The 24,139-nt window shown below is 61.3% G+C and carries 24 protein-coding genes; 5 read left to right on the forward strand and 19 right to left on the reverse strand.

Going from position 1 to position 24,139, the window contains the following annotated elements; translation table 11 throughout:
- Nucleotides 1-23 precede the first annotated feature (23 nt).
- Nucleotides 24-302: a hypothetical protein gene (locus X728_RS1000000172175; protein WP_348625619.1), complete on the reverse strand. Its 279-nt coding sequence runs from the start codon at nucleotides 300-302 to the stop codon at nucleotides 24-26.
- Nucleotides 303-1,311: 1,009 nt separating this feature from the next.
- Between X728_RS1000000172175 and X728_RS164215 the strand changes: the two genes are divergently transcribed.
- Nucleotides 1,312-1,971 carry a L,D-transpeptidase gene (locus X728_RS164215; protein WP_023686888.1) on the forward strand — a complete coding sequence of 220 codons (660 nt, stop codon included), beginning with the start codon at nucleotides 1,312-1,314 and terminating at the stop codon, nucleotides 1,969-1,971.
- Between the two features lie 10 nt (nucleotides 1,972-1,981).
- Nucleotides 1,982-2,494 carry an OmpA family protein gene (locus tag X728_RS164210; protein ID WP_023686887.1) on the forward strand — a complete coding sequence of 171 codons (513 nt, stop codon included), beginning with the start codon at nucleotides 1,982-1,984 and terminating at the stop codon, nucleotides 2,492-2,494.
- A 302-nt stretch (nucleotides 2,495-2,796) separates the two neighbouring features.
- On the opposite strand, the gene X728_RS164205 is transcribed toward X728_RS164210, so the two are convergent.
- From X728_RS164205 to X728_RS164165, 10 genes are all read right to left on the reverse strand, one after another.
- Entirely contained in the window at nucleotides 2,797-3,666 is an 870-nt protein-coding gene (locus X728_RS164205; protein ID WP_023815136.1) for an SDR family oxidoreductase, read from the reverse strand.
- A 1-nt stretch (nucleotide 3,667) separates the two neighbouring features.
- Complete coding sequence (locus X728_RS1000000170895) at nucleotides 3,668-3,832, reverse strand: hypothetical protein (protein WP_023815135.1); 165 nt, start codon at nucleotides 3,830-3,832, stop codon at nucleotides 3,668-3,670.
- A 23-nt stretch (nucleotides 3,833-3,855) separates the two neighbouring features.
- Nucleotides 3,856-5,622, reverse strand: a complete 1,767-nt coding sequence (locus X728_RS164195) for a thiamine pyrophosphate-dependent enzyme (RefSeq protein WP_023830428.1) — start codon at nucleotides 5,620-5,622, stop codon at nucleotides 3,856-3,858.
- A 9-nt stretch (nucleotides 5,623-5,631) separates the two neighbouring features.
- Nucleotides 5,632-5,775, reverse strand: coding sequence for a hypothetical protein (locus tag X728_RS1000000170900; protein WP_023738314.1), 144 nt, complete (start codon nucleotides 5,773-5,775; stop codon nucleotides 5,632-5,634).
- 132 nt (nucleotides 5,776-5,907) lie between these two features.
- On the reverse strand, nucleotides 5,908-6,096 hold the full coding sequence (locus X728_RS1000000170040) for a hypothetical protein (RefSeq protein ID WP_023707234.1): 189 nt from the start codon (nucleotides 6,094-6,096) through the stop codon (nucleotides 5,908-5,910).
- Nucleotides 6,097-6,269: 173 nt separating this feature from the next.
- The gene (locus X728_RS164185) at nucleotides 6,270-6,515 is read right to left on the reverse strand and encodes a hypothetical protein (protein ID WP_023830429.1); all 246 of its coding nucleotides are present in this window, start codon (nucleotides 6,513-6,515) and stop codon (nucleotides 6,270-6,272) included.
- Nucleotides 6,516-6,528: 13 nt separating this feature from the next.
- Nucleotides 6,529-6,744 carry a hypothetical protein gene (locus X728_RS164180; RefSeq protein WP_023830430.1) on the reverse strand — a complete coding sequence of 72 codons (216 nt, stop codon included), beginning with the start codon at nucleotides 6,742-6,744 and terminating at the stop codon, nucleotides 6,529-6,531.
- A 187-nt stretch (nucleotides 6,745-6,931) separates the two neighbouring features.
- Nucleotides 6,932-8,059 (reverse strand): FAD-binding oxidoreductase, encoded by a 1,128-nt coding sequence (locus X728_RS164175; RefSeq protein WP_023830431.1) that lies wholly within the window; start codon nucleotides 8,057-8,059, stop codon nucleotides 6,932-6,934.
- Nucleotides 8,060-8,119: 60 nt separating this feature from the next.
- Nucleotides 8,120-9,661 carry an amino acid ABC transporter permease/ATP-binding protein gene (locus X728_RS1000000172010; protein WP_023830432.1) on the reverse strand — a complete coding sequence of 514 codons (1,542 nt, stop codon included), beginning with the start codon at nucleotides 9,659-9,661 and terminating at the stop codon, nucleotides 8,120-8,122.
- Nucleotides 9,662-9,755: 94 nt separating this feature from the next.
- Complete coding sequence (locus tag X728_RS164165) at nucleotides 9,756-10,598, reverse strand: ABC transporter substrate-binding protein (protein ID WP_023692311.1); 843 nt, start codon at nucleotides 10,596-10,598, stop codon at nucleotides 9,756-9,758.
- A 213-nt stretch (nucleotides 10,599-10,811) separates the two neighbouring features.
- Here X728_RS164165 and X728_RS164160 point away from each other — a divergent pair, with 213 nt between their 5' ends.
- The gene (locus X728_RS164160; protein ID WP_023830433.1) at nucleotides 10,812-11,906 is read left to right on the forward strand and encodes a LacI family DNA-binding transcriptional regulator; all 1,095 of its coding nucleotides are present in this window, start codon (nucleotides 10,812-10,814) and stop codon (nucleotides 11,904-11,906) included.
- Nucleotides 11,907-12,083: 177 nt separating this feature from the next.
- Here the strand turns inward: X728_RS164160 and X728_RS164155 are convergent, their stop codons facing one another.
- From X728_RS164155 to X728_RS164120, 8 genes are all read right to left on the reverse strand, one after another.
- On the reverse strand, nucleotides 12,084-13,502 hold the full coding sequence (locus X728_RS164155) for an FAD-binding oxidoreductase (RefSeq protein ID WP_023830434.1): 1,419 nt from the start codon (nucleotides 13,500-13,502) through the stop codon (nucleotides 12,084-12,086).
- The gene (locus tag X728_RS164150) at nucleotides 13,499-14,362 is read right to left on the reverse strand and encodes a PfkB family carbohydrate kinase (protein WP_023749047.1); all 864 of its coding nucleotides are present in this window, start codon (nucleotides 14,360-14,362) and stop codon (nucleotides 13,499-13,501) included. The genes X728_RS164155 and X728_RS164150 overlap by 4 nt, the downstream gene beginning before the upstream one ends.
- Nucleotides 14,359-15,213, reverse strand: a complete 855-nt coding sequence (locus X728_RS164145; protein WP_023745691.1) for a sugar phosphate isomerase/epimerase family protein — start codon at nucleotides 15,211-15,213, stop codon at nucleotides 14,359-14,361. The genes X728_RS164150 and X728_RS164145 overlap by 4 nt, the downstream gene beginning before the upstream one ends.
- A gap of 21 nt (nucleotides 15,214-15,234) precedes the next feature.
- Nucleotides 15,235-16,095, reverse strand: a complete 861-nt coding sequence (locus tag X728_RS164140; RefSeq protein ID WP_023714949.1) for a carbohydrate ABC transporter permease — start codon at nucleotides 16,093-16,095, stop codon at nucleotides 15,235-15,237.
- Entirely contained in the window at nucleotides 16,092-17,051 is a 960-nt protein-coding gene (locus tag X728_RS164135) for a sugar ABC transporter permease (RefSeq protein ID WP_023682778.1), read from the reverse strand. The genes X728_RS164140 and X728_RS164135 overlap by 4 nt, the downstream gene beginning before the upstream one ends.
- Nucleotides 17,052-17,062: 11 nt before the next feature.
- Nucleotides 17,063-18,385 carry an extracellular solute-binding protein gene (locus tag X728_RS164130; protein ID WP_023830435.1) on the reverse strand — a complete coding sequence of 441 codons (1,323 nt, stop codon included), beginning with the start codon at nucleotides 18,383-18,385 and terminating at the stop codon, nucleotides 17,063-17,065.
- A gap of 28 nt (nucleotides 18,386-18,413) precedes the next feature.
- Nucleotides 18,414-19,427, reverse strand: coding sequence for an SIS domain-containing protein (locus tag X728_RS164125; RefSeq protein WP_023830436.1), 1,014 nt, complete (start codon nucleotides 19,425-19,427; stop codon nucleotides 18,414-18,416).
- A gap of 173 nt (nucleotides 19,428-19,600) precedes the next feature.
- A complete protein-coding gene (locus X728_RS164120; protein WP_023830437.1) occupies nucleotides 19,601-20,623 on the reverse strand; it encodes a LacI family DNA-binding transcriptional regulator in 1,023 nt (340 codons plus the stop codon).
- A gap of 1,015 nt (nucleotides 20,624-21,638) precedes the next feature.
- Between X728_RS164120 and X728_RS164115 the strand changes: the two genes are divergently transcribed.
- Both X728_RS164115 and X728_RS164110 read left to right on the forward strand, forming a co-directional pair.
- The gene (locus X728_RS164115; protein WP_023667744.1) at nucleotides 21,639-22,718 is read left to right on the forward strand and encodes a LacI family DNA-binding transcriptional regulator; all 1,080 of its coding nucleotides are present in this window, start codon (nucleotides 21,639-21,641) and stop codon (nucleotides 22,716-22,718) included.
- Nucleotides 22,719-23,083: 365 nt separating this feature from the next.
- The gene (locus tag X728_RS164110; protein ID WP_023704355.1) at nucleotides 23,084-24,076 is read left to right on the forward strand and encodes a substrate-binding domain-containing protein; all 993 of its coding nucleotides are present in this window, start codon (nucleotides 23,084-23,086) and stop codon (nucleotides 24,074-24,076) included.
- Nucleotides 24,077-24,139: the final 63 nt, after the last annotated feature.

The raw sequence follows: 24,139 nt of genomic DNA on the forward strand, positions 1-24,139 counted from the left end.
TGGCTGTTAGGCGCCCGGCGGCCCTAGTCAGCACCCTCTAGGCTTGAGCTATTCCCGCAGTCCCGTGAGACGCCAGCCATGACAAAAAAGGCTTCGCATTGCTGATCGAGGAACGATCGAAGCCGACCACGCAGGGTCACTCGGGCGCCCGGTCCTCCCAGCAGAACGAAGGATGCGGCGATCAAGTCGTCGCCATTGATACGTCCTTGGCTGTCCTCCAACATAGTTGCAACCTTGTGGAAGGCCATCATTTCACCCGCGTCAATCTGCGCTTCACGCATCTTGGCTGTGAGATCAGCCACGCGATTTCCTAACGAATGTGATTTTGCAGTCTCGCAATTCGACATATTAGTCATCCTTTGCCTTGGGGTTTCACGCTGCCGAACGCAATGCTTCAGCGGATGTTCCGAATTTGGCCATCAGTCTTATGGGATAGGACTTGCGTCTGATTGCGGTTGGAAGAAGCCCGAACGGCGGAACACGCAGCCGGACGCCGAATTGGAAACCCACCGTCGATCGAAGTCCCTTGTCGCCGGTTGAGATCCCGCCATCTTCACTGTCGAGAGGGTGGCGGGATCGCCTTCCGAGGAGCGACGCATATGAGGTAATAGATATTTGGCAGATGTACTCACGGCCATCCTGCTCGCTTCTTTTGTCTGCGCATGTTCATTCTTTTCGGGAAACCCCATCTCTCCAACAACACGCAACAACCGCGTTGCTACCCACGATTGATGCGATGACAACTGCATCAACAAAGCAAAGCCTCTTCGCCTAAGGTGCGATTGCCGCGGGCTTTTTCGACTTGAAGGTCGTCCAACGCGCCCGGTGGTCAGGCCATGGCGTTCAGCGGGAGCCAGGTAGACTCATCGCGAAAATCCCGCAGCGAGGCATGTCGCAAGTCCTCCTCGCCGCGTGCGGATACTGGAATCCGCCTGGCTCGTTGTGACAGGCATGCGAAGATGAGTGTCGGCGCATGGACGCGGAAAAACCCGCCAGCTTGAGCCAGCGGGCCTTGTGATGGGATGGCCCGCGCGTGCGGTCAAGGCTGCGCGGGCCGACCATGATGAATGAGGGGACATCTTGGTCACCGGCACGACCGATGAAGAACGAGCCGGGTGTCACAGAACACCCTTGGAGCGAGGATGTTCCCGTCCGCGCAAAAAAACCCGCCGGCGTGAGCCGGCGGGCAGCCGCTATTTTGCCGTCAAGAGGACAGACCGCTTGCGGCCCACCCACTGCAGCATTTTTCCACTTTGAGCCGAAATCATTCTCAACTATGGTTCGCCAGGCTTAAGGCATGGGGGATTGCCGATGGTTTTATCACGCAGGGGTGTCGTGCTCGGCGGTCTGGCGCTGGTCGCGGTCGGTGGAACCGGCAATATTGTTCAAGCCGCGGCGGCAAAATCCTTTTTCGCCGGTACCGCAAGCGATAACGATTTCGTCTATCGCAAGACCAACTTCGCCAAGATCGACAAGAGATGGCATCGCCAGATCGTCAAGTATTTCAGCAGCGAGCCGGTCGGCACCGTCGTGGTCGATACCCGCCACCACTTCCTCTACCTCATCATGGAAAACAAGACTGCCATCCGCTACGGCGTCGGCGTAGGCAAGGAAGGCTTCAAATGGTACGGCCGCGCGACGATCGATCGCCGCGCGCTGTGGCCGCAATGGGTCCCGCCCCCCGAAATGCGTGAGCGCAAACCGGACTTACCGCCCATGATCGCAGGCGGCGCGTCCAACAATCCGCTCGGGCCGCGCGCGCTCTATCTGTACCGCGACGGCGCCGACATCGGCTACCGCCTGCATGGCACGCTGGAGCCATGGAGCATCGGCACCGACGCTTCCAGCGGCTGCATCCGCATGTTCCCCGAAGACATCATCGACCTCTACCAGCGGTGCCCGATCGGCACCGCGGTGGAGGTCCTGCCGCACATCGCCGACCAGGCGCCCGCTTCCACCACTGTCGAATGATTGGCGCATCATGAACCGCATGATTGAAAACACGTGCCGGCTGCTCGCAGCCGGCCTGCTGGTTGTGGCCGCATCCTGCTCGACCAGCAACACGCTGGCCCCGTCCACGCCTGACGTCACCAACGCCGAGATTGCCGGCTTCCAGAACGTGCAGCCGGGAAGCGAGGAGGATTTTATCCTCAATGTCGGCCGCCGCACCTATTTCACGAAAGGTTCGGCCGCGCTCGATTCGGTCGCCAAGGCCACCCTCGACACCCAGATCGCCTGGTTGACAAAGCATCCGCGCTGGCTGCTCAAGCTGCAGGGTTTCGCCGACGATCCCGGCGCAAGTGAAACGGCGCTGTCGCAGCAGCGCGCCGATGCGGTGATGGACTACCTCGCCGCCGGCGGCATAGACCGGAACCGCATGTGGGCCAAGGGCTACGGCAAGGACAGGCTCGTCCGCGACTGCCCCGACTCCGCCTGCAGGTCGCAGAACCGCCGCGTTGTGTCTAATTTGCGCGATGAGAGGGACGAGTCGTAGAGGCTGCTGTTTTGCTGGCCGCCAAATCAGTCTCACAACGCGACGGCGGCATGGCTGCAATGCGCCTATCAGGGACATTCACCCAGCGTTTGCCCCCCCGAAACCTGACGCTCCGGTGAACCCGGAATGAAGTCAGCTTCCCGTCTACCAACCTCCGGCTCAGGGCCTGGTGGGAGGCTTCGGCATGCGCCTCGACCAGTTTGCGGACGTGGCGGTTGTCCGCGATCCTGATCGGCATGAACCTCGCCACATGTCGGTGTGCTACGGGGAGTGGGCGCCGTGGAGCTGGCAGGTACGCTCGCTCAAAGCATCGGCCGTCCACCGGTGACCTCGTAGAGTGCGCCGGTGGTGTAGCTCGATCCTTCCGAGGCAAGCAGCACATAGGTCGCTGCAAGCTCTGCCGGTTGCCCGGGACGCTTGAGCGGTGTGTTCTTCCCGAACTCCTTGACCTTCTCAGAGGGCATTGTCGACGGGATCAGCGGCGTCCAAATCGGCCCGGGAGCGACCGCGTTTACCCGAATGCCGCGTTCAGCTACCAGTCCTGCAAGTCCGGCGGTGAAGTTGGCGATCGCTCCTTTGGTAGTGGCGTAGGCAAGCAGTGCCGGCGAGGGACTGGTCGCGTTGATTGAGGATGTGTTGATGATGGTCGAGCCGGGTTCCATGTGCTTCACTGCTTCCTGGGACAGATAGAACATCGCATAGACATTGGTGCGAAAGGTGAGATCCCATTCCTCCGCGCTGATGTCCTCCAGCTTCTCGAACGACGCCTGGTGGGCTGCATTGTTGACGAGGATGTCCAGGCGCCCGCATTCATCGATAGCTCGCTGCACAAGCGACCGCGCGAAGATTTCGTCCGAGATGTCGCCGGGTGCGAGCACCGCCTTGCGCCCCGCTTCCTCGACCAAGCGCGCCGTCTCCTGCGCATCTTCGTCCTCTTCAAGATAGGAGATCATGACGTCGGCGCCTTCGCGTGCAAACGCGATAGCCACCGCCCGGCCGATGCCCGAGTCCGCGCCGGTGATCAGCGCGACGCGGTCCGTCAGCTTACCGCTGCCGCGATAGCTCTCCTCTCCGTGGTCGGGCCGTGGATCCATCTCGTCGGTATAGCCGGGCATGTCCTGCTGCTGTTCGGGAAGCGGCGGCTGAGGATATTTCTGCTGGGCATCCTGCATGTCAGCTCCTTTTTTGGCTGGAGTTGCGGTTGTGTCGATCCGGTTCCGTGATCGGTCCCTTGGCGGCTTTCGAGCCACCGCCCCATTCCTCGGCCTTGCACGCTTGGTCGCCGCCCATGAGGTCCGGCGAACCGCGATTTGCGGTGCCGCTGTCGGTCTTGTTCAACTCGTGCTCCTTCTTGCGTGTCGTCAGTCTTTCTCGCCGGCGGTAATCATCGACCTCAGCGGCTCTTGCGCCACATTCGCCTCGATTTCCACTCGTCCGGGGGTATCCGGTAGCGCCTTGCGGAAATTTCTCGCATAATCCGGTGGCATCTTCGGTGGCATCATCGGTTCGAACGGATCGACCACGGCCTCGATGACCACCGGACCCTCAGCAGCTAGGGCAGCGTCGAGAACACCTTCCACCTCCTCGGCGAGAGAGACGCTGTAGCCGATGCCGCCCATGGCTTCGGCGGCCATGGCGAAGTCGATGGGCCGGAGTTCGCAGGCGAATTGCGGGTTGCCGAGAAACATCATCTGCTCCCAGGCGATCTGATTGAGCATGCCGTTCTTGAGCACGAGCACCTTGAGTGGGATCCGGTGCCGAACTGCCGTCGAGAACTCTCCGAGCTGCATCGCGAGACCGCCGTCGCCGACGACCGCGAAGACCGGCCGGCCGGGAAAGGCCAGGCCCGCGGCGATCGCGTAGGGCAGTCCGCATGCCATCGAGGCCAGCGCACCCGAGACGCCGAAGGCCTGCCCGTCACGCAGTTCGATATGGCGGGCCGCCATCTCGGTGTTCTGGCCGGAATCGGCAACCAGGATCGCCTCATCGGGCAATCGTTTCCCAAATGCGCGTGTGACCACCTGGGGCTTGAGCGAAGTGGCGGCCTTTTGCTCCGACTGCGCCATCATCTCGCGCCAGCGTCGCATGCCCGCCTGCGCCTTCTCGAGGAAGCTGCGATCATCCTTGCGCTTCAGGCGCTTGTTCAGCAATCGCAGCGTCACGGCGGCATCGCCGGCAAGGCCGGCCTCAATGGGATAGCGCAGGCCGATGCGCTGCGGGTCGCGCTCGATCTGCACCCCGCGCGCCTGTCCCGGCTTCGGGTAGTATTCGATGTAGGGAAAGGTCGAGCCGACGACGAGCAGCGCGTCACATTCCTCCATGATTTCCTGCGACGGCAGCGTGCCGAGAATCCCGATGCCGCCAGTCGTCAGCGGGTGATCGTCGGGCAAGGCAGCCTTACCGAGCAAGGCCTTTGCGACGGGGGCACCAAGCAGCTCCGCCGTCTCTTCCAACTCGTGCCTGGCACCAAGCGCGCCCCGACCGGCGAGGATCGCGACCTTTGTCGCCCCGCTCAGGATCTCGGCGGCTTTCGCAAGTTGTTCTTCGTCGGGAAGCCTGCTTCCTTCGAACCAACGATCCGGCGTATGCGACGGTTTGTTGCGCTTCGAGCGCTTGGCTTGGTCGAGCGTGTGCTCCTGCACATCGCTGGCGATCGACAGATGCGCAACGCCGCGACTTGCCAGCGCCGACCTGCAGGCGAGACCGGCCAGGCTTTCCATATGCGCCGCGTCGGAGACCTGCGCGTTGAAGACGGCGACATCGCTGAAGACGCGCGTCAAGTCGACATCCTGCTGGGTGAAGGTCTCGATGAGGTCGTGGAACTGCATGCCGGTAATGGCGAGCACCGGCGCTTGGTCGAGCTTGGCATCGTAGAGGCCCGTCAGGAGGTGTGTGCCGCCAGGGCCGGAAGTTGCGAGGCAGACACCGAGCTTGCCTGTCCATTTTGAGTAGGCGCACGCCATGAACGCCGCGGATTCCTCGTGTCGCACCTGAATGAAGCGGATGCGGTCCTGCCGCCTGCGCAGCGCCTCCATGATGCCATTGATGCCGTCGCCCGGCAGGCCAAAGATGATATCGACGTTCCAGTCGATCAGCGTCTCGATGAGGATGTCCGCGGCGGTCGGCATGTCTCAGTCCTACCGCGATGCGGATCCCGCCGCCTGGCTGCTCTTGTTCGCGGTCTTGTCAGTCTTACGCTGGTCCTTGTCGCCGCCGCGATTGCCGCCATGCAAGTCGTCGGAAGATTGAGCGGTCTTGCCGTCTTCCAAATTAGTGGCCATGCGCAAAGCTCCCTTCATCCGGCCTGCCTAACCAGAAAGTCGGTGAGATGTTCCGTGCCCGAAGGCAAGGCCGCCTATTCAGGTGCCGAAGGCAGAGGTCTCAGTACCACCCGATGAGGCGCTGTTCGGCAGTCAGCGGCTGAACAGGCGAGGTGCGATCGAACAGACGAAGGCATCGAACTGCTGCGAGGCCGAGGATTGCATGTAGTGGCCGAGGCTGTCTGATCGCCAAAAGCTCTCGCGGCAGAGCTGGCCGATGTTCAGGTCGCGTCTTCGCAGGTCCCTATAGCCAGAGCGCAACGCCGCCCGGACCGTCCCCATAGGCGAACTCCTCGCACCCCCTCGTCGACGATTTCTCGCGCGGGATTCCGCCTCAGTGGCGAAAGGACTCGTTCGTCGCGCACACCGCGGCGGGCGATGTGCGCCTCGACCGTGCGGTGCCTGGCGTGCCGGTAGTCTGGCATGGCTCCTCGATAGCCTTAAAGACGACAGGCTTAGCCGTCCTGCCTGCGCTTGTGGTGCTCGCTCTCCTGGTTTTCGCCGCGGATCATCTGGCGATCATCCTTGTCGGTCAATTCCACGCCCTCGTCGCGTAGCTTGGCGCCGTCTTGCCGCGCCTCGCGCTCCTGCTTGGTTCTCTTCAGCTCATCCTCGGCATTGAAATCGTCGCCGGCATTGCTGGTGTTCTCGCGCTTTTCGATGATGCGCAGCTGCTGCTCGTGGGTCTTCCGGCCGGCCATGGCAAGGCGCCTCCTACTTGTTCGTGCGTCCGGTCTGGTCAGGATTGATGCCGCCCTGAGGCGTGACATCGTTCTCGACATCGCCTTCGAACGTATTGTCCCCATCGAGAGCATCGTTCTCGTCGAGCATATCGCCGCCCTTGGCCGCGCCCTTCGAGGTGCCGATTCCCGGGTTGTCTCGCAGATCCTTGTCCGTGGGCTGTTTAGTCTTGGGGTGTTGGTTGGTCATGGAATTTCTCAGCGCTGGTTGAGCTTGGACGAACGACGGTCCTGGCGCTGTCCAACTTCAACGTGGAGAAAATGTTCCGGAACATATTCGCTTGTCAGGTGCGCGTAAGCGGCCAGGCGGCCGCCGTCTCGGCTAGCGAAACTCCAGGCATGCCACATTACATCCCATTCCGAGGCGAATTGGCAGGCTAAAGTGAAAATCGAGACGGTCGAAAGCTTGCAAGGAGTGGGTGCTCTGTTCCGGTGGCGATCTCGGTTGCAAGCAGTTCGCCGGCAATCAAGCCAAGTGTTGCGCCGCTGTGGCTGAAGGCGACGTAATACCCCTCGATCTCCCGCAACTGGCCGAAGACCGGCTCGCCGTCTCCGGGGATCGGCTTGGGCCCGACACCGTAGCTCTCCAATTCCAATTTCGGATGACCGTCGAGAACATTCGACGCTTCGTCGAGAAGCCCCTGGATGGTCGATGCTTTTACGCGATAAGTCCCGTCCGGATTGACTACCACCTCTTTTTCCGACCAGGCAGAATCGAGCGCGAGGGCGCCATCAGGCGTCGGCCGGATGGCGACGCGCGGCGTGTTGAGCACGGCGCGTAGAGGCAAGTCGACTGGCTTGGTCCTGACCAGCAGCGCGATTGGTGTCCCATCGGCAATACGCTGACCGGCCACGGCAACCATTCGCGGCACATCCGCACCGGTCGCCAGAAGCACCGCGTTGGCGGCGAAGCTGACCCCGCTGGTGGTGGTGACGCCGGTGGCGCGGCCGTTGGCGACGGTGACGGTAGCCCTTCCGGCCTCGGTGAGCACCTGGCCGCCCCGCTCCACGAATTCCGCGATCAATATCTCGATCAGCGACGGCAGGTCGACCCAGCCCTCGCCCGGGTTGAAGATCGCGCCTTGAGGCGTGACAGCGCTTGCGCAGACACCCGGCGTGACCAACCTTGTGGCGTCCGCGGACAGATGCTGCGCATCATAGCCGAGACGTTTTTCGTGAGCGAAGACATCGGCGATCTCGTTTGAGGCATCGTCCGCATCCCACGTCAGGCCACCGTCGAAACGCAGCCAGGCGGCATCCGGGCATCGCGCCGACAAACTGCGGTAGCGGTCGATACCGATCATGCGCAGGCGATGATATTCAGCCGAGCGCCTGCGCGCCGAATTGATCCAGGCGAGCGAGCGGCCGGAAGCTCCCTTGGCGAGCGGTCCATCATTGACCAGCACGGTCTCGATGCCGAGCCTTGCAAGATGAACGGCCGAGGAGACGCCAAAAATGCCGCCGCCGACAACAACGACCTTGGAAACCTGATGTGATGCAGCCATGAGATATCTTTCACTGGTGGAGGTTGGTTTGGGCGGCCGTCTTGAAGGGCTCATGCGTGATCAAAGCACTTCGGCAAGGAAGTGCTTCAGACGTGGGCTTTTCGGCGAGTCGAAAATAGCGGCAGGCGTGCCGGCCTCGATGATGCGGCCTTCATCCATGAAGACGACCTGATCGGCGACCTTGCGGGCGAAGCCCATTTCATGTGTCACCACGACCATTGTCATGCCGCGCCGGCCGAGATCCGCCATGAGGTTGAGCACGCCCTTCACCAGTTCGGGATCGAGTGCGCTTGTTACCTCATCGAACAAGATGACCTCCGGGTCCATCGCCAATGCACGAGCGATTGCCACACGCTGCTGCTGGCCACCGGAAAGGCTCCCTGGACGATGGTGTTTGCGGGTCGCAAGCCCGACGTCGGCAAGGCGCGCCTCGGCGATGCGCTCAGCTTCCTGTACAGGGAGCCCCTTTACCTTGGTCAGCGACAGCATGACGTTTTCGAGCGCGGTGTGGTCGGGAAACAGATTGAACTGCTGGAAAACCATGCCGACACGCCGGCGCAGTTTTTCAGGCTTCATCGCCAGGATGCTCGCACCATCGAGCAACACCTCACCGCCCTTGGGCTCGACCAGGCGGTTGAGGCAGCGCAGCAGGGTCGACTTGCCCGAACCTGATGGGCCAATCACGCATGTGACCGTGCCAGGCTTGACTGCCAGGCTGACGCCTTTGAGAACATCGAGGTCGCCATAGGCCATGTCGAGACCGGTGATGGCGAGACTGCCGCCCTTGAAGCGGGGCAGCGCTGAGCCGGCATCAGAGCCGGCCTCCGAAGGTGCACTGCCGGTGGCGCCCTCCAGTTCGCTCACTTCGGCCAGGCCGCTGATGACGAGGCCGGCCTTTTGCTTTCCGACCCGCAGCGAGTTGTCGATGTAGTTGACCACATGGGTCAACGGCACGGTGATGACGAGATAGAACACGCCGGCCAGAAGCAATGGCGAGAGGTTTCCGGTGACCACTGCCTGGTCCTGACCGACACGGAAGATCTCGCGCTCCGAGGCGAGCAGACCGAGGAAGTAGACAAGGCTTGAATCCTTGACGTTGCCGATGAACTGGTTGACGAGGGCCGGCAAGACGCGGCGGATGCCTTGCGGGATCACGATCAGGCGCATGCCTTGGCCGTAGCTCATGCTGAGCGCCCTGCAGGCCTCCATCTGCCCGCGCTCGACGCTCTGGATGCCCGAGCGGAAGATTTCGCCGATATAGGCGCCGGCGATCAGGCTCAGCGCAAGAATGCCGAGCGGAAAGGGCGAAGGGCCGAAGATTTCACGGCCGATGCGGGCAAAGCCCTGGCCTATCAGCAGGATGGTGACGATCGCCGGCAGCCCACGGAATATATCCGTGTAGACCCGCGCCGGAATGCGCAGCCAGCGCGATTGCGAGATGCCCATGACCGCCAGGATCATGCCAAGAATGACACCCAGCACCGTCGACGCGGCGGCGAGGATCAACGTGTTCTTCAATCCGATGGTGATCATGCTGGGCAGCACGTCCGCCATGGCCTGCCAGTCGAGGAAACTGCGCCGCAGGTTTTCGAGCCAGTTCATTCGCCCCCCTTTCGGTTGCGCTATTCACATCGTCCGCATCAAGGACGGCGGCGTAATCCGGCCGCCGGCATGAGAGCCAGCGGCCGGGTACGGTCTACTTCTTGGGAAGATACTGGTCGGGCATCGGCGAGCCGGGGAACCACTTTTCATAAAGCGTTTTCCAGGTGCCGTCCTGCATGGCCGCGTGAAGGGCGGTGTTCAGCGCATTGCGGAGCTTGTCGTTGCCCTTGCGCAGGACGAAGCCGGCCGGCGCGTCAAAGGAAGGAATATTGACCGCGATCTTCAGGTTCGGATAGCGAACGCCATAGTCCTTGGCAGCCTCGTAATCGAGGAAGTGGGCATCCACGGTTCCGTTGTTAAGCGCCGAAACGGCGGAGTTGTTGTCGGGGAATTTGACGAGATCGGTTCCGACAAAATTCTTCGCCGCGTAGATTTCTTGGAGCGTGCCTTGCACGACGCCGAGACGTTTGCCCTTGAGCCCGTCCGCCGACGTGATCGCCTTGTCGGCAGTAAGCACGGACAGATAGCCTGCGATATACCCGTCGGAAAAGTCGACGGTCTTTTTGCGTGCTTCCGTCGTGCCGATTGCCGCGACCGCGACATCGAAGCGCTCGTTTGCAACGGAAGGCATCAGCGCCGAGAATTCCTGGCCGGTGAAGATCACCTGGTCGGGCTTGAATCCAAGGCGGCTCGCGACGTTGCGGAACAATTCGATGTCGAAGCCGGTGAACGACCCATCGGCCTGGGTGAAAGCGTAGGGTTTGGCATCGCCCATGGTCCCGACGCTGATGACCTTCGCATCAATGAGGCCATAGGGATTGTCATCCGCGGCGGCCGCTCCTGAAACCAGCCCAGCGCCGACGCACATCGCCATAAGAGCCATTGCGCCGGTTCTGACCGGGCACATCAACGACTTGAGAATTTCTTTCCTGCTCATGTCTTTCTCCACTCTGAAGGTCTGTTCTTCTTGGTATTTGCGTCGAGCCGCCATCTGGCGCGCCGACATGCCCTTGCCGAAATCACGGTCCGTCACGCCTCTCGGCTCCACTCCTTTTAAAGAGACCGGTCTCATATTGCGTGAGACCGGTCTCTTTGTTAATCGTTATCGCCACGTTGACCTCCCGTCAACAACTCTTGTAGTCGTCATCCGATGAAAAGAACCGCCCCCAAGACCCCGTCGATAACGGTCAGCGACGTCGCCCGCGCGGCCAATGTTTCGAAAGCGACAGCCGCGCGCGTGCTCGGCGGATACGGCGTCGTCAGCGACATGATCCGCGCGGAAGTCACGGCTGCGGCCAAGGCCTTGGACTATCGTGCGAACGAGTTGGCCCGCAGCATGACGACCGGCCGCTCCGGCATCATCGGCGTGGTTGTCGGCGACATCGAGAACCCGTTCTTCAGCCTCGCGGTACGCGGCATCAGCGACGCGGCAAAGGCAGCCGGGTTCAACGTCATCCTGGCCAATTCCGGCGAGAAGATCGAGGCGGAAAAGGCGGCCGTGAAACTGCTCATCGGCAAGCGCGTCGACGGGCTGATCGTCACGCCGTCGGAATCGCGCGACATCGCGCACCTGCGCGATATCCACCGCTCGGGCCGACCGCTTGCCCTGCTGGATAGGGCGCTGGCAGATCTGGATGTCGATACGGTCACGACCGACGATCGCGGCATCGCCATGCTGGCGACCCGCTTTCTAGCGGATGCCGGCCACCGCAACATCGCCTATGTAACCGCGGTCGACGCCGAAGGGCACGAGTACCGGGATCTCGGGCAGATCTACACCTCGTCGGTCCGTGAGCGCATCGACGGTTTCCTCACCGTGTGCCGAGAGGCCGGACTTGATCGGCCAGAACGCTATGTCCGCCTTGGCGCCACAAGCCCCACCGAAACGCGCAGGGTTGCCGGCGAGATGCTGTCGGCGCCGGATCGGCCGACGGCGATCCTCGCCTCCGACAGCGTCATTGCGCTGGAGATCTTCAAGGTGACCCGCGAGCGCGGCCTGCGGGTTCCCGACGACATTTCGCTCATCACTTTCCATGATGCGGACTGGACGAGCGTCACCACGCCGCCCATCACTGTTATCGACCAGCCCGTCTACGCGCTTGGCAAGAGCGTCGCGGAATTGCTCATCCGACGATTGAAGGGAGATTCCCGCCCGGCGGAAAGGCTCGTTTTGCCGACCGCCATCATTGCACGCGGATCCGTTGGCCCGCCCTCAAATGGAAAGCCGCAAGTGCGCCAAGCATAGGCGTGACGGCGGTACGGCCCACATGAATACGTTAGGACAAGGTCGACGCACTCCGCTTTAAGAATGTACGTCGATCAACCCAGCAAGCACCCTGATCGCAATGCCGCGTCCACCGTCATTGGGACGGCACGTGCTGGCTCATGGTTTGAAGAGCATGACGATGAGCCAAATGCCCGGCTACTTCTTGCGCCTGCCTGGCTTCAGGGCCGCCAGAAGACTGCTGATCCTGCCGGCCTTGCGGTTGCGGATCTCGGCCTCGTTCTTGCGGCGCACCGCGGCGCGGACAAGCCTGGCGCCGAGATAACGCAAAGGCTCGGGCGGCAGCGACATGCGCCGCTCGATGCCGACCAGACCACTTTCGCTCCAGCGATCCTTTCGCTCGAGCACCAGGCTCGCCAGAATGCGTCCGGCTATCGGCGTCTGCGCGATGCCGGTGCCGTTAAATCCCATGCCGTAGAAGATATTGGGATGATCGCGCAGGTGGTCGAAGACAGGAACGTGTTCAGGCACGCAGTCGATCGGCCCCGACCAGTCATATTCGATCGCCACACCGCGCAGCGAGGGGTAGACCCGATGCAGCTCTCGCATATTGTCGCGACCGTGCTCCGGGCTGCGGTTGAAGCTGGCGCCGAAATTTCCACTGAAGGCGACGTTGCCGCTGCCACGACCGAAGACCACCCTGCCCCCGATGGTGCGCTGGTAGTAGAGCACCTGGGCCTGGGAATCGCAGATCGAGGCACCGTCGCGCCAGCCGATGCTGTCGAGCAGTTCGGGAACGGCGGCAGTGGCAATCACCTCGCTGCCGACCACATAAAGATGCCGCCGCAGTTCCGGCAGCGCGGAAAGCCAGGCGTTGGCGGCAAGCACGATTTTGTCAGCCCGTACCGCGCCATGCGCCGTGCGCACCGTGCATGTCATGCCGGGTTCGATGGCGAGGACCGGGCTGCGCTCATGGATGATGACGCTGCGTGCCAGTGCCAACTTGCGCAATCCGATGGCAAGTTTGGCGGGATGGACCGTGCCGGCAGTGGTCTCGACCACGCCGACATAGGAGGCCGATGAACCGGTGCGGCGTTGAATGTCCTCGGCTGTCAGCGGGCTGAAACGGTTTTCTCCAACAGCCGCCGTCAAGGCCACGGCGGTCTCCCAAGCGCCTTCCTGCGCAATGGAGCTTGCTGTCCACAACCATCCGTCCAGCCTCAGGTCCATGTCTATGGTGCCGTTTTGCTGCAGCGTCTTCAGCTCAGCGATCGATGCCACCGTGTCGGCGCACAGCAGGCGCGCTTCCTCGAGACCGACGACCGCACTGATCTGGTCGATTTCGGCGAACCATGAATGGACCTGACCGCCGTTGCGCCCCGAGGCCCCCGATCCGCACAGATCGGCTTCAAGGATGACCACCCGCGTTTGCGGCGCCAGCTCAAGGATCCGCAGCGCCGTCCACAGACCGGTATAGCCGCCACCGACGATCACCACGTCGGCGCGCTCGTCGCCTCGCAATGGCTCGGTTGCGGGGGCGGCGGCAATGTCCTGCAGCCAAAACGACCGGTCAGATGCAAGCGCGACCGCAGGCTGCCGCAAACGAATTGTACTCACGCTTGGGCTCCCTGCGCATCGACAATGAAGCTGGCATATTTGGCTGGCAGCCAATCGGGTATCGGACGCGGTCTCTGGGGAAACCCGCCAAGATGGGTGCAGGTCTGCGCCGCCGCGATCGACGCCCTGTGCAATGCCTCCAGGGCGCCGAGGCCGCCGAAATGGAAGCCGGCGAGGAAAGTGGCAATGAAACTGTCGCCGGCGCCACACGTATCCACGACATCGACAAGCGTCGCCGGCGCATGCACGACATTCGTGCCATCGTCGAAGTAGGAGCCGCGTCGACCACAGGTCAAAACTACCTGCCTTGCGCCGGCCGCCCTGAGCGCGCCCAGCGATGGCTCGATGGGAACATCGACATCGTCCGGTCCGGACGCAAACAAAAGCGGGACACCATCGAGCGGCAGCGCCATATGGGCGGTCGATAGATCGATGCTGAACGGCACATGGTCCGCCACCAATCGTTGGACAAGGTGCTTGTTGGCGTTGGTGCCGAGATGCACCCAGTCGGCCGCGGCGATGACCGCATAATGCGCGGGCAGCGGCATGAAGTTTTCGCCCACACCGAAGGATTCGTGCAGGAACTTCCGGTCGCCGGATTCATCGCGCAGCAAGGTGACGGCCGTATCGCCGGGACGCCGTTCGACGTCGTCGGGGGATAGGCCGGCACCTGCCAGCTCGGCAAGCACCACGTCGCCTTCGGGATCGTTCCCGACGGCGCCGAAATAGCGCGCGGACCAGCCGTTGCGCCGCCATTGCGCCGCGACATTCAAGGCATTGCCGCCCACCGTCATCAAGTTGTTGGTCAAATAGGCATCAAGGCAATTGTCCCCGACCGCGATAAGCTTCTTCGACCTCATGCCGGCACCGTTGCGCGATCGATATACGGCGCGATGGCGCCAAGGCAGCGTGTCCAGGCTTTTACCGGATCGAGCGCGTAGGAGCCGTTGCCGAACGGCTCGAAGGTGAACTTACCGGCATAGCCGAGGCGCGCGAGTTCGCTGACATAGTGGTCGAGCGGCAGCGTGCCCTCCCCCCACACCAGATGCCCGCCTGGCGTGCCGTCGACCAGATGAACATGCGCCAGCCGCGAGCCGAACAGGTCGACATAGCCGGCCACGGTGTCGCCGGCCGTGGCCATGGCGACAGTGTCGAGCACGACATCGACGTTGCCGGCGCCCACCTCATCCAGCATTTGGCGCAGGCCTGCCGCATTATTGACGAGGTTGCTCTCGAACCGCTGCAACGGCTCGAGCAGGCAGCGCACCCCGTTTGCGGCGGCGCGCCGGGCGATCTCGCCGATCGAACCGACCGCGCGGTCCCATGCCGGTTGCCGGGGTTCGCTCTCGTAGCCCCGGCCGGGCGTCAGGAAGAGATAGCGGGCGCCAAGCGCCGCGCAGATGTCGGCTGCACGCCAAAACCGCTCGATGCTGTCCTGGCGCAGTGCGGCGTCGCCGGAGGCAATGTTGATTGGATACAACACCTGCTCAGGCGTAAAGCACCAGGCCGACAGCTCGTTGTCGGCGAGTACCCGGCGAACGGATTCGACACGTGCGTCCGTGGCGTGGAACAGGTCCAGATGCTGGGCAATCCCCCACAGCTCGATCTCGCGCAGGCCAAAGCCTCGGATCGTCCTGGCGACCTCATCGAAGGGGAAGTGCTGGAAGCTGAAATTGGCTCCGATCAGCTGATGAGCAGCGAGCTGCGGCATGAAGGCTCCTTTCGGGAATTGTTATTTGCCGATGCCTTCGGCCAAGCCACGGATGAAATAGCGTTGCGCGCCAAAGAACACGATCACGATAGGCAGCGCCGAGATCGTCATGGCCGCGAACACCACGGCATAGTTGGTCCCGTGGGTTGCCATGATCGACGTCAGTCCGACCGGCAGCGTCTGCACATCCGAGCCGCTCGTGAAGATCATGGCGAAGAGATATTCGTTCCAGGCGAACAGGACGTGCAGGATGACGCAGGAAATGATGATCGGCCGGCACAGCGGCAAGGTGATGCGCCAGAAGATCTGACCCTCGCTGGCGCCATCCATCGTCGCCGCCTCGTCGATGTCTTCAGGCAGATCCAGCATGTAGGCGCGGATGAGGAAGGTGGTGAACGGCACACGGAACGCCGTGTAGAGAATGATCAGCGCCCAGTAGGTGTTGTAGAGACCGAGCGCCTGCAACATCTTCACCAGTGGAATGATCGCCACGGTGGGGCTCAGCATCAAGCCGCCCAGAACGATGGCAATAACCAGCGGCTTTGCCGACATCTTGGTGCGGGTCAGGCCGAAGGCCGTCCAGGCGCTGATCAGGACGGTGCATATGGCCGAAGCGACGGTCACCAGCACCGAGACTGTCACGTAGCCACGCACGCCCTGGTTCCATGCCTGCATGTAATTGTTCCACGACCAATGGGTGGGCAGGGCGAAGGGATCGCCGAAGATCTGCGCATTGTCCTTGAAGCCGCTCAGCGCCATCCAGATCAGCGGATAGATGACGACGACACCAAGGCAGACCAGGAACGAATAGAGCAATGTCCTGGCGATGACCGACCACACATTCACGTTCCGGCTGCGACCGGCTGCGACCATCGCACTCATAGCTGCACCCGGCGGCGCTTGGTGTACCAGAGCTGTGCCGCACCTGTGAGCATGGTCAACATGAAGATGACGGCGGCGATCGCCGCGCCATAGCCGAAATTGTCCTCGATGAAGGCCTTCTGGTAGAGCCACGTGCCCAGCACCTGGCTGCTGTTGTTAGGCCCGCCCGCGGTCATCACCATAACCTCGTTGAACACCTGGAACGCGCCCGTGATGGTGACGATGATCATCAACCCCGTCATTTCCCGGGTGAGCGGAAAGGTGATGCTCCACAGGCGGCGAAGCGGACCCGCGCCGTCGATCGTTGCGGCATCGTAGAGGTCGCGCGGGATCTTCTGGATGGCAATGGCGAACAGCAGCGTCGAATAGCCAAAACCCTGCCATTGGCTCATGGCGATGATGGCATAGATGGCGGTGTGCTCATTGCCGAGCCAAGGCATGACGAGCTGGCTCAGTCCAACACGGCTGAGCGCGGCATCCAGTAAGCCGATCTGCGGCTGGTAGATGAAATAAAACAGCAGGCCGGTCACCGTGATCGAGATTGCCGACGGCACGAAATAGACGGCGCGCCACAGCCGGCGCCAGCTTTCGCTTTTCAGGTCCTCGATAATGGCCGCCAGCAGGAACGCGCCGAAGACCTGGAAGATGACGGAGATGAGAGCGTAGAGGCAGTTGTTCCACAGCGCCAGCAGCACGACCGGGTCATGCAGCAGCCGGTCGTAGTTGGCGAGGCCGACATTGGTGACCTCGCCGGTGTAGATGTCCTGGTCGGTGGTGCTGACGATGAAATTGTCGACGATCGGATAATAGACGAACCAGCCGATGAGGATGAGCGCGATCGCCGCCCATCGCAACGACAACAGGTTGGCGAAGCAGGCCCGCCGGCTCTTTGGCCGTTGCGGCCTGGCGACGCCGATGTCGGCGCCGCTGTCCACTGTGTCCGAGGCCCTTGCCATGCTCGCCTGCTTTATTTGGCCGCGGATGCGGCTTTGCGCACCTCGTCCATCACTTGCTCGGGCGTCATCGAGCCGCCCGCCAGCGCCTGCAGGCTGGACAGCCAGACGGCGGCGACGCGCGGTGGGTTGGCCGTATCCAGCCAGGGCATGAGGTATGAGGCGGCGTTGATATCCTTGAGGCCATCGACCACAGCCGCGCTCATGTTCGATTCCGAGGCGCCGCCGATGGTGGCGCTCGGCTGGCCATAGGGTGGCGCAGACAGCACCTGCGCATTTTCCTTCGAAGTCACGAACTTCATGAAATCGATCGCCAGCGGGATGTTCTTCGATGCCGCATTGATCATGTAGCCCTCCGGCGCGCCCTCGATCGACCTGGCGTCACCCTTGGCGCCGGCGGGCACCGGCAGCCGGAAGAATCCGAAATCGGCGGGCTTTAACGCCGACTCCGGCGTGGCGGCCTGATCGAACTCGATGATCTCCTGGTAGTACATGGCCGACTGCGCGTTGGTGAAGGCCTGGAGAGCCGAGGCATAGGATGTGCCGTTGACGCCGGCGCCATCGGTGCAGCGCTCGACAAGCTGGCTGAACTGCTTGAGTGCTGCGATATAGCCTGGGTCGGTGTATTGGGCGGTGGCCGGATCGAAGTCGCGTTCCAGCGCTGCCTGCGGCACGTTGTAGGCGAGCAGCTGGCCTGCAAAGTGGATTGCCGGCCAGGCCTCCTTGTTGCCGAAGGAGATCGGTGTCACGCCGGATTTGCGGATGGCGTCGCAGCTGGTCAGCAATTCCTCGAAAGTGCCGGGTGCCTTGAGGCTGAGCTTGGCGAAGATCTGCTTGTTGTAGCCCATGAACTTGGCATCCTGGTAAAGCGGAATGCCATAGAACTTGCCGTTGTATTGGAACGCCTTGACGGCGGCTGGAGACAGCGACTTGCCCCACTCGGTATCGGCAGCAATGACGGGCGTGAGATCAACGGCGCGATTGCCGCGCACGAAATTGCCACCCCAGCTGCCTGTCCAGGAGAAATAGATATCGGGCAGCGAGTTGGAAGCGACCAGCGTCTTGGTCTTGCCCTTCACGCTGTCGTCGCTCTCCTGGATAAGTTCGACCTTCACATCCGGATGGAGCTTCTCATAGGCCTGTGCCAGGTTGACGAAATAGGGCGACAGCTGTTGCAGCCCGAACTTCGTCAGGACCGAAAGCGTGCCGGTGTATTCCACCTTGGCGTTTGGGTCGGCCGTGACAGCCGGCGAAGCGGCGGAACTGCCGCTTATCGACAACCCCAATGATGATACCGCGGCCACCGTGACCGCCACGATTTGCAGCGAACGTTTCATGGATAGCTCCTTCAGAGGTGAGAGGGGATCAATATTCCACGCGTTTGTAGTAGCGACGGGTGGTCAGCGGGTGGTTGCGCAGCACCTCGAGATGGGCGCTCAGCCGCTCGAGCAAGGTGGCGAGCAGAACCGGCGAGATCATGCCGCGGACCTTTGCGGAGATGCCCGGCAACTTGACCGAGGCCGCGTCCAGCGTGCGAACGCGGTCCGTGTAGCGCTTGGCGAAGTTCTCGACCCGGTCGGCCAGGGGCCGAAGGGCATCTTCGCCCTTGAACACGAAAACGCTGACGCCCGGCTCGACCAACTCGAGCGTACCGTGGAAGAAGTCGGCGGCGTGCACCGGGCGGGTGCGAATCCACTGCATCTCTTCGAGGATGCACATGCCGTAATAGTGTGCCTCCGGCCACACCGAGCCGGCGCCGGTGAAGATGTGATAGGTATCGTCCTTGATTGTCTGGGCCAGTTCGGCCGCCCTGTCCTCAAAGGCAGCCTTGGCGTCGGCAAGCAGATCCGGCAGCAGTTTGAGTTCGGCGACAGTGCCATCAAAATCATCATATTCGCCGCGCTCTTCCAGCAGGGCCAGGACGATCAGCAGCGTCTGCAGGTAGAAGGATTCCGACGAGGTGTCGTCTTCGGCGAAGTTCGTGAAATTGTGGTCAGCCTCCCGTGCGATTGGCGTATCCGAATGGCCGGTGAGCGAAATCGCGCGCACACCACGTTTTTTCAGAAAGGCCATGAGCTCGACGCCTTCCTTGGTCGTGCCCGACAAGGACGGGATGACCACCACGGCCTTGCTGTCGAGACCGGCGGGCGGATCGATCACGACCTGCGCCGGATAGGCACCGCTCACCGGGAAGGTGGAACAGCGCTGCGCCAACTCGATCGCGGGCAAGGTTAGAAGCTGCACGCCGCCGGTGCCCATGAAAAACAGCCGCTCGACGCCATCTGCCAGCAGTGTGCGCATCAGTGAGCGAACCTCACCTGCGACGGCGACGGCCCCGCTTTGGCTCTTCACGAAGCGGTCCCTATCGAAGTTCAGCATGACGTTTTCCTTGTATTTCGCATGTTACAGGCCTCTAGCCCGCCTTAGGCGTCGGTGGGCCGTCTAGCTCGTTTTCCCGATGTGAGATCGATCTCACAAGCAATAATGGGCACGCAATTTCGCCAATGGCAAGTCCTTTAGACGAAATTCTCCGAAATCGAGGGGTTTGCTCTTTAGCGCACAACGCGCCGGGCAACCGATCCGCGTACGATCAAGCGGGTCTGAAATCGGGTACGGCGCGGTGCAACCTTTTTGCCGGCAAGCCGCTCCAGCAGGTATCTGGCGGCGAGCGGTCCGATCTCGGAGATGGGTTGCGCCACGACCGTTATCTGCGGATCGGTGAACGTGGCGAGGTTGAAGTCATCGAAGCCAACCACCGACACATCATGCGGAATCGAGAGCCCCATTGAACGCAGGCCAAGAAGCGCGCCTTGCGTCATGAGGCTGTCCACCGTGAACAGTGCGGTCGGGCGATTGCGCCGGCTGAACAGGCGGATCGTGGCTTCGATGGCGTGCTCGACGGTCGAGCGCGATACGCCGATGAGCGCTTCATCGATTGCGATCCCATGCGAGTGGAGCGAGTTTTGGTAGCCAGCCAAGCGTTCCTGTGCCGTAAAGATGCGTGACTCGTCGCGCAAAAGACCGATCCGGTGGTGACCGTTGCCAACCAGATAGTCCACTGCCTCGCGTGCCCCGCCCTCGTTGTCGACGACGACGCTGTCGCATTGCAGGTCCTTTACCACGCGGTCGATGAGCACGATCGGCGCGCCTTCGCGGGCCAGTTGCACAATATGCTGGCTGTCGGTTGCAGACGTTGGGGCAAGGATGAAGCCGCGAATGCTGAGCGAGCGAAGGCTCTCAAGCAGTTCTTTCTCCTGTTCTACATTCTCCTCGCTGCTGGCAATCAGAAGATTGTGGCGGTGCTTGCGCAGTTCCACCTCTATGTCGTGCGCGATTCGGGCGAAGAACGGATTCTGGATATCGCCAGGCACGAAGCCTATGATCGGCAATTGTCCGCTGCGCAGCGCCTGCGCGACGAGGTTGGCCCGATAGCCCAGCCTTTCGGCTGCCTCAACCACGCGGAGCGCCGTCTCGTCGCCAACGTAACCATAGCTGTTGAGCGCCCGGGCGGCCGTGGCGCGCGACACCTTAGCCGCTGCGGCAACGTCCTTTAGTGTGATTCCTTTCTGGGCCACAGGTAACCGTCCTTCTTGGATCTGAACATTGCGTCAGATCATTCTCGGCTCGTCTTGCGGGCATCGTTGTGCGGCATATCGGACGATTCTCAAACTGCGAACATAGCTTTCGCAACTCCTTGCCACCTAATCGAGATACGCGCGCTGTTTGGCTATCTGGAAATTTGATCCACGAATGCACCTACATGTTGTGCAGTCAGTTCATTGCCTTGCACTGCCAGCATACGGCAATGAGTTCACGCCATGGTCCAGGCGGCCTCCCTGGCATCGATCATAACACCGATGGAGACGACTAGCCTTGCCGCCAAACTCGTCCAGCGATTGGAGGCGAGCTTTCAAAAAGGTCGAGCCAGACGCTCAAGGCCCGCTGCACGGAGAGCCACAGGCCGGGGGACTCTGAGCAAATCGGGAATCTGAGTCGCTTGCTCTGAACCGTCGGCATCATGCTGCTAACCGGTTTTGATCCTCCGGGGCTCCGCATTGGCAATAGCGACGAAAATGCTGTCGAGCAGACCCTTGTCGCGGAAGGAACTTGCCAAGCAAGGGCACCTCGGCCAAGTACGCAAACAACGCCCGGAGACAAGGCGCATCCGGCAGCACCCTTTTGGGGCCAGATAGAGACTCAGAAACCCAAAGCTTTCATCTTCCCGCTATTGAAAACGGAGGGACTCGATCGTGACGCGTGCGCCCGACCATCCCCAACGGTGGGCTCCAAACTGATCGAAACTTCTCGTCGACCTTTGCTAGGTGATTGATCATCGGGGAGACCAAAGCCGAAACGCTGGGGTTGGTGTCTCCAGGGACGCTGAACGAAGCTTCAGGGAAAATCCCAAATCTGCCGATTTCCCTGGCGCTGTCATTGCAACGATCGAGACAATAAGGGAGACCGGACCGGAGGCACGAGAGGCCGCGTCCTTTTCGTGGGATCGCTCCTCCAAACCGTTTGCCGCAATTTAGAGATGTTGCCTTGACCCCGCACTAGCGTCTACTGCATCTGCTAGTAGGAGCGTCACGAATGGCGAGAAAGTCTGTCCGACGCAAGTCAACGATTTATGACATCGCGGTGGCGGCAAAGTTGTCCCCGACAGCGGTTAGTCTCGTCCTCAATGGCTCGTGGCAACAGCACCGGATCAAGGCGGAAACCGCAGCGACCATCCTCGATTGGGCTGAGCGGCTTGGCTATGCTGTCAACCTCAAGGCACGAGGATTGCGGCTTTCCCGATCCGGGCTCGCTGGAATGATCTTGCCACATTACCGCAATCGCTTCTTCGCCGGATTGGCCGAAGCCTTTGAAGCGGAATCCCGCGTCCACCGCTTGTGCCCGATCGTCGTCAGCACCCATCGCAATCCTGATAACGAGTTGAGTGTGACGGAAACCCTGCTGGCCCAGCAGGTGGAATTTCTCTTCCTTGCGGGCGTTCGTGACCCCGATCCGCTGAATGATCTGTGCCGGGCAGCGGGCGTCCGGTGCATCAACATCGATCTGCCAGGCCGCCGGGCTCCCTCAGTTGTTTCTGACAACTACGGGGGTGCCAAGGCGCTCACAGAGATCATTGTTCAGAAATTGAAAGAACGAGGGGGCTCCACCGAAGATCTCTTCTTCTTTGGCGGGGTCAGCGATGATGACGCAACACGTAGCCGTTTGCTGGGTTTTCACGATGCGCTGGCAGCGCATGGGATTGTTACGGGCCCGGGCACGATTGACTGCTGCGGCTACGCACCGACCAACGCTGCTCGGTCTCTCGCTGCACGATACGCTCAGCTTGGGCATCTGCCCTCAGGTATGTTCGTCAACGGCGTGACCGCTCTTGAAGGAACATTGCGGTTCACTTCGACACTAGCCTCAAGTGAGCTTGGACGGGTTGTTGTCGGAAGCTTCGACTGGGATCCATTCGCGGCGCATTTGCCCTTCGATGTGACCATGGTCCGACAGAATGTCGAGGTGATGATTGCTGAAGGATTTTCGCTTCTGGAGAATTATTCGATAGACCACTTTCCGCTGGTGACCGTACCGACCAGCTTTGGGCGAACCGGAGAGCATGACGGCGCCCAAGAAGATTGGGATTCGGCATCCAAATCGAGCATCGACCACTAGCAATTCTTTGTCGCAAGACATCGTTGCAGAAGTTCAACTCCGTTCATCAGCACCTCGGATCTGGGTAGCATCGCCTCCACCCAAGGCTGGCGGGGGATCGCATGTCGTTTCCACGGGTGCAGCCTGAGTGCGAAAGGGCGGATCGTTTACATCAATCGACAAATGTTTTTAGACGCCGGTGGCGTGACCGCCTTGCTAAATCTATTTAGCACCTTGACCGGCCGGCATTCAAAGTCTTTTATGGCGCGTTCTGGGAGGAATGCGGCGCCGAGTGCGTCAATGCCGTCGGGCACAAAGGGGTGGGCCAAACAAAGCCGACATGGGCAATAGGCAACCCAAAAACTCGTCAATCAGGGAGGAATTAAATGTTAGCAAAAACTATACTCGCGGCAGCGTTCGGCGCAGCCCTTTCGGTCGCCACAATGAATGCTGCGCTGGCAAAGGACGTCAAGGTTGGAGTCGTCGTGAAGATCGGCGGCATTCCCTGGTTCAATGCCATGGAAACGGGAATAAAGGAAAAGTCGAAAGAGCTTGGCGACGACGGCTTCATGGTCGGGCCGACCAGCGCCGACCCGGCACTTCAGGTCCGCGCGATCGAAGACCTGATAGCTCAGGGCGTCAGCGTAATTGGCGTCGTGCCGAATGATGCAAACGTTCTCGAGCCGGTTCTAAAAAAGGCGCGCGACACGGGCATCAAGGTCATAACTCATGAATCGCCGGACCAGGTGAACGCTGATTGGGACTTCGAAATGGTCTCGGCCGTTGGTTTCGGTGAGGCCCATGCCAAGCTATTTGCCGAGAAAATGGGCGGCAAAGGCAAGTACGTGGTGTACGTGGGTTCTCTTACCGTGCCCGCACACAATGCCTGGGCCGATGCTGCAATCGCCTACCTGAAGAAGAACTTTCCCGACATGCAGATGGTTGGCGACAGATATGGCGTGGCCGAAAGCGCCGATGACAGCCGGAAGACGGCTCTGGATGTGCTTGCCGCCAATCCTGACCTCGGCGGCTTCCTGACGTTCGGCAGTCAGGGACCGATCGGCGCCGGACGCGCGATCGAGGAGCAGAAGCTTGGTGACAAGGTGGTTCTTGTCGGTTCATTCTCGCCTAGCCAAGGCAGCGCAATGCTCAAATCCGGCATTATTGACGGCGGCTATATGTGGAATCCTCTGGAAGCGGGCAAAGTATTCGTAACGATGGCTGATTTTCTGGCGGGCGGCGGTGAAATCACCGACGGCATGACGATCGAAGGTCTGGGTGTCGTTCACCCTGACTTCAAAACCGGCACCATCATCGTGGACGCTGTGCAGCCTATCACGGTCGAAACGGTCGATGGTCTTGCAGCCCTAGGGCTTTAGATGGCGGACCATGGCTGGCGTGCCGGGGTGGCAGATCAATCCCGGCACGCCCCATCCTTGTCA

It is taken from the genome of Mesorhizobium sp. L103C119B0, assembly GCF_000502235.1.
GTDB lineage: Bacteria > Pseudomonadota > Alphaproteobacteria > Rhizobiales > Rhizobiaceae > Mesorhizobium.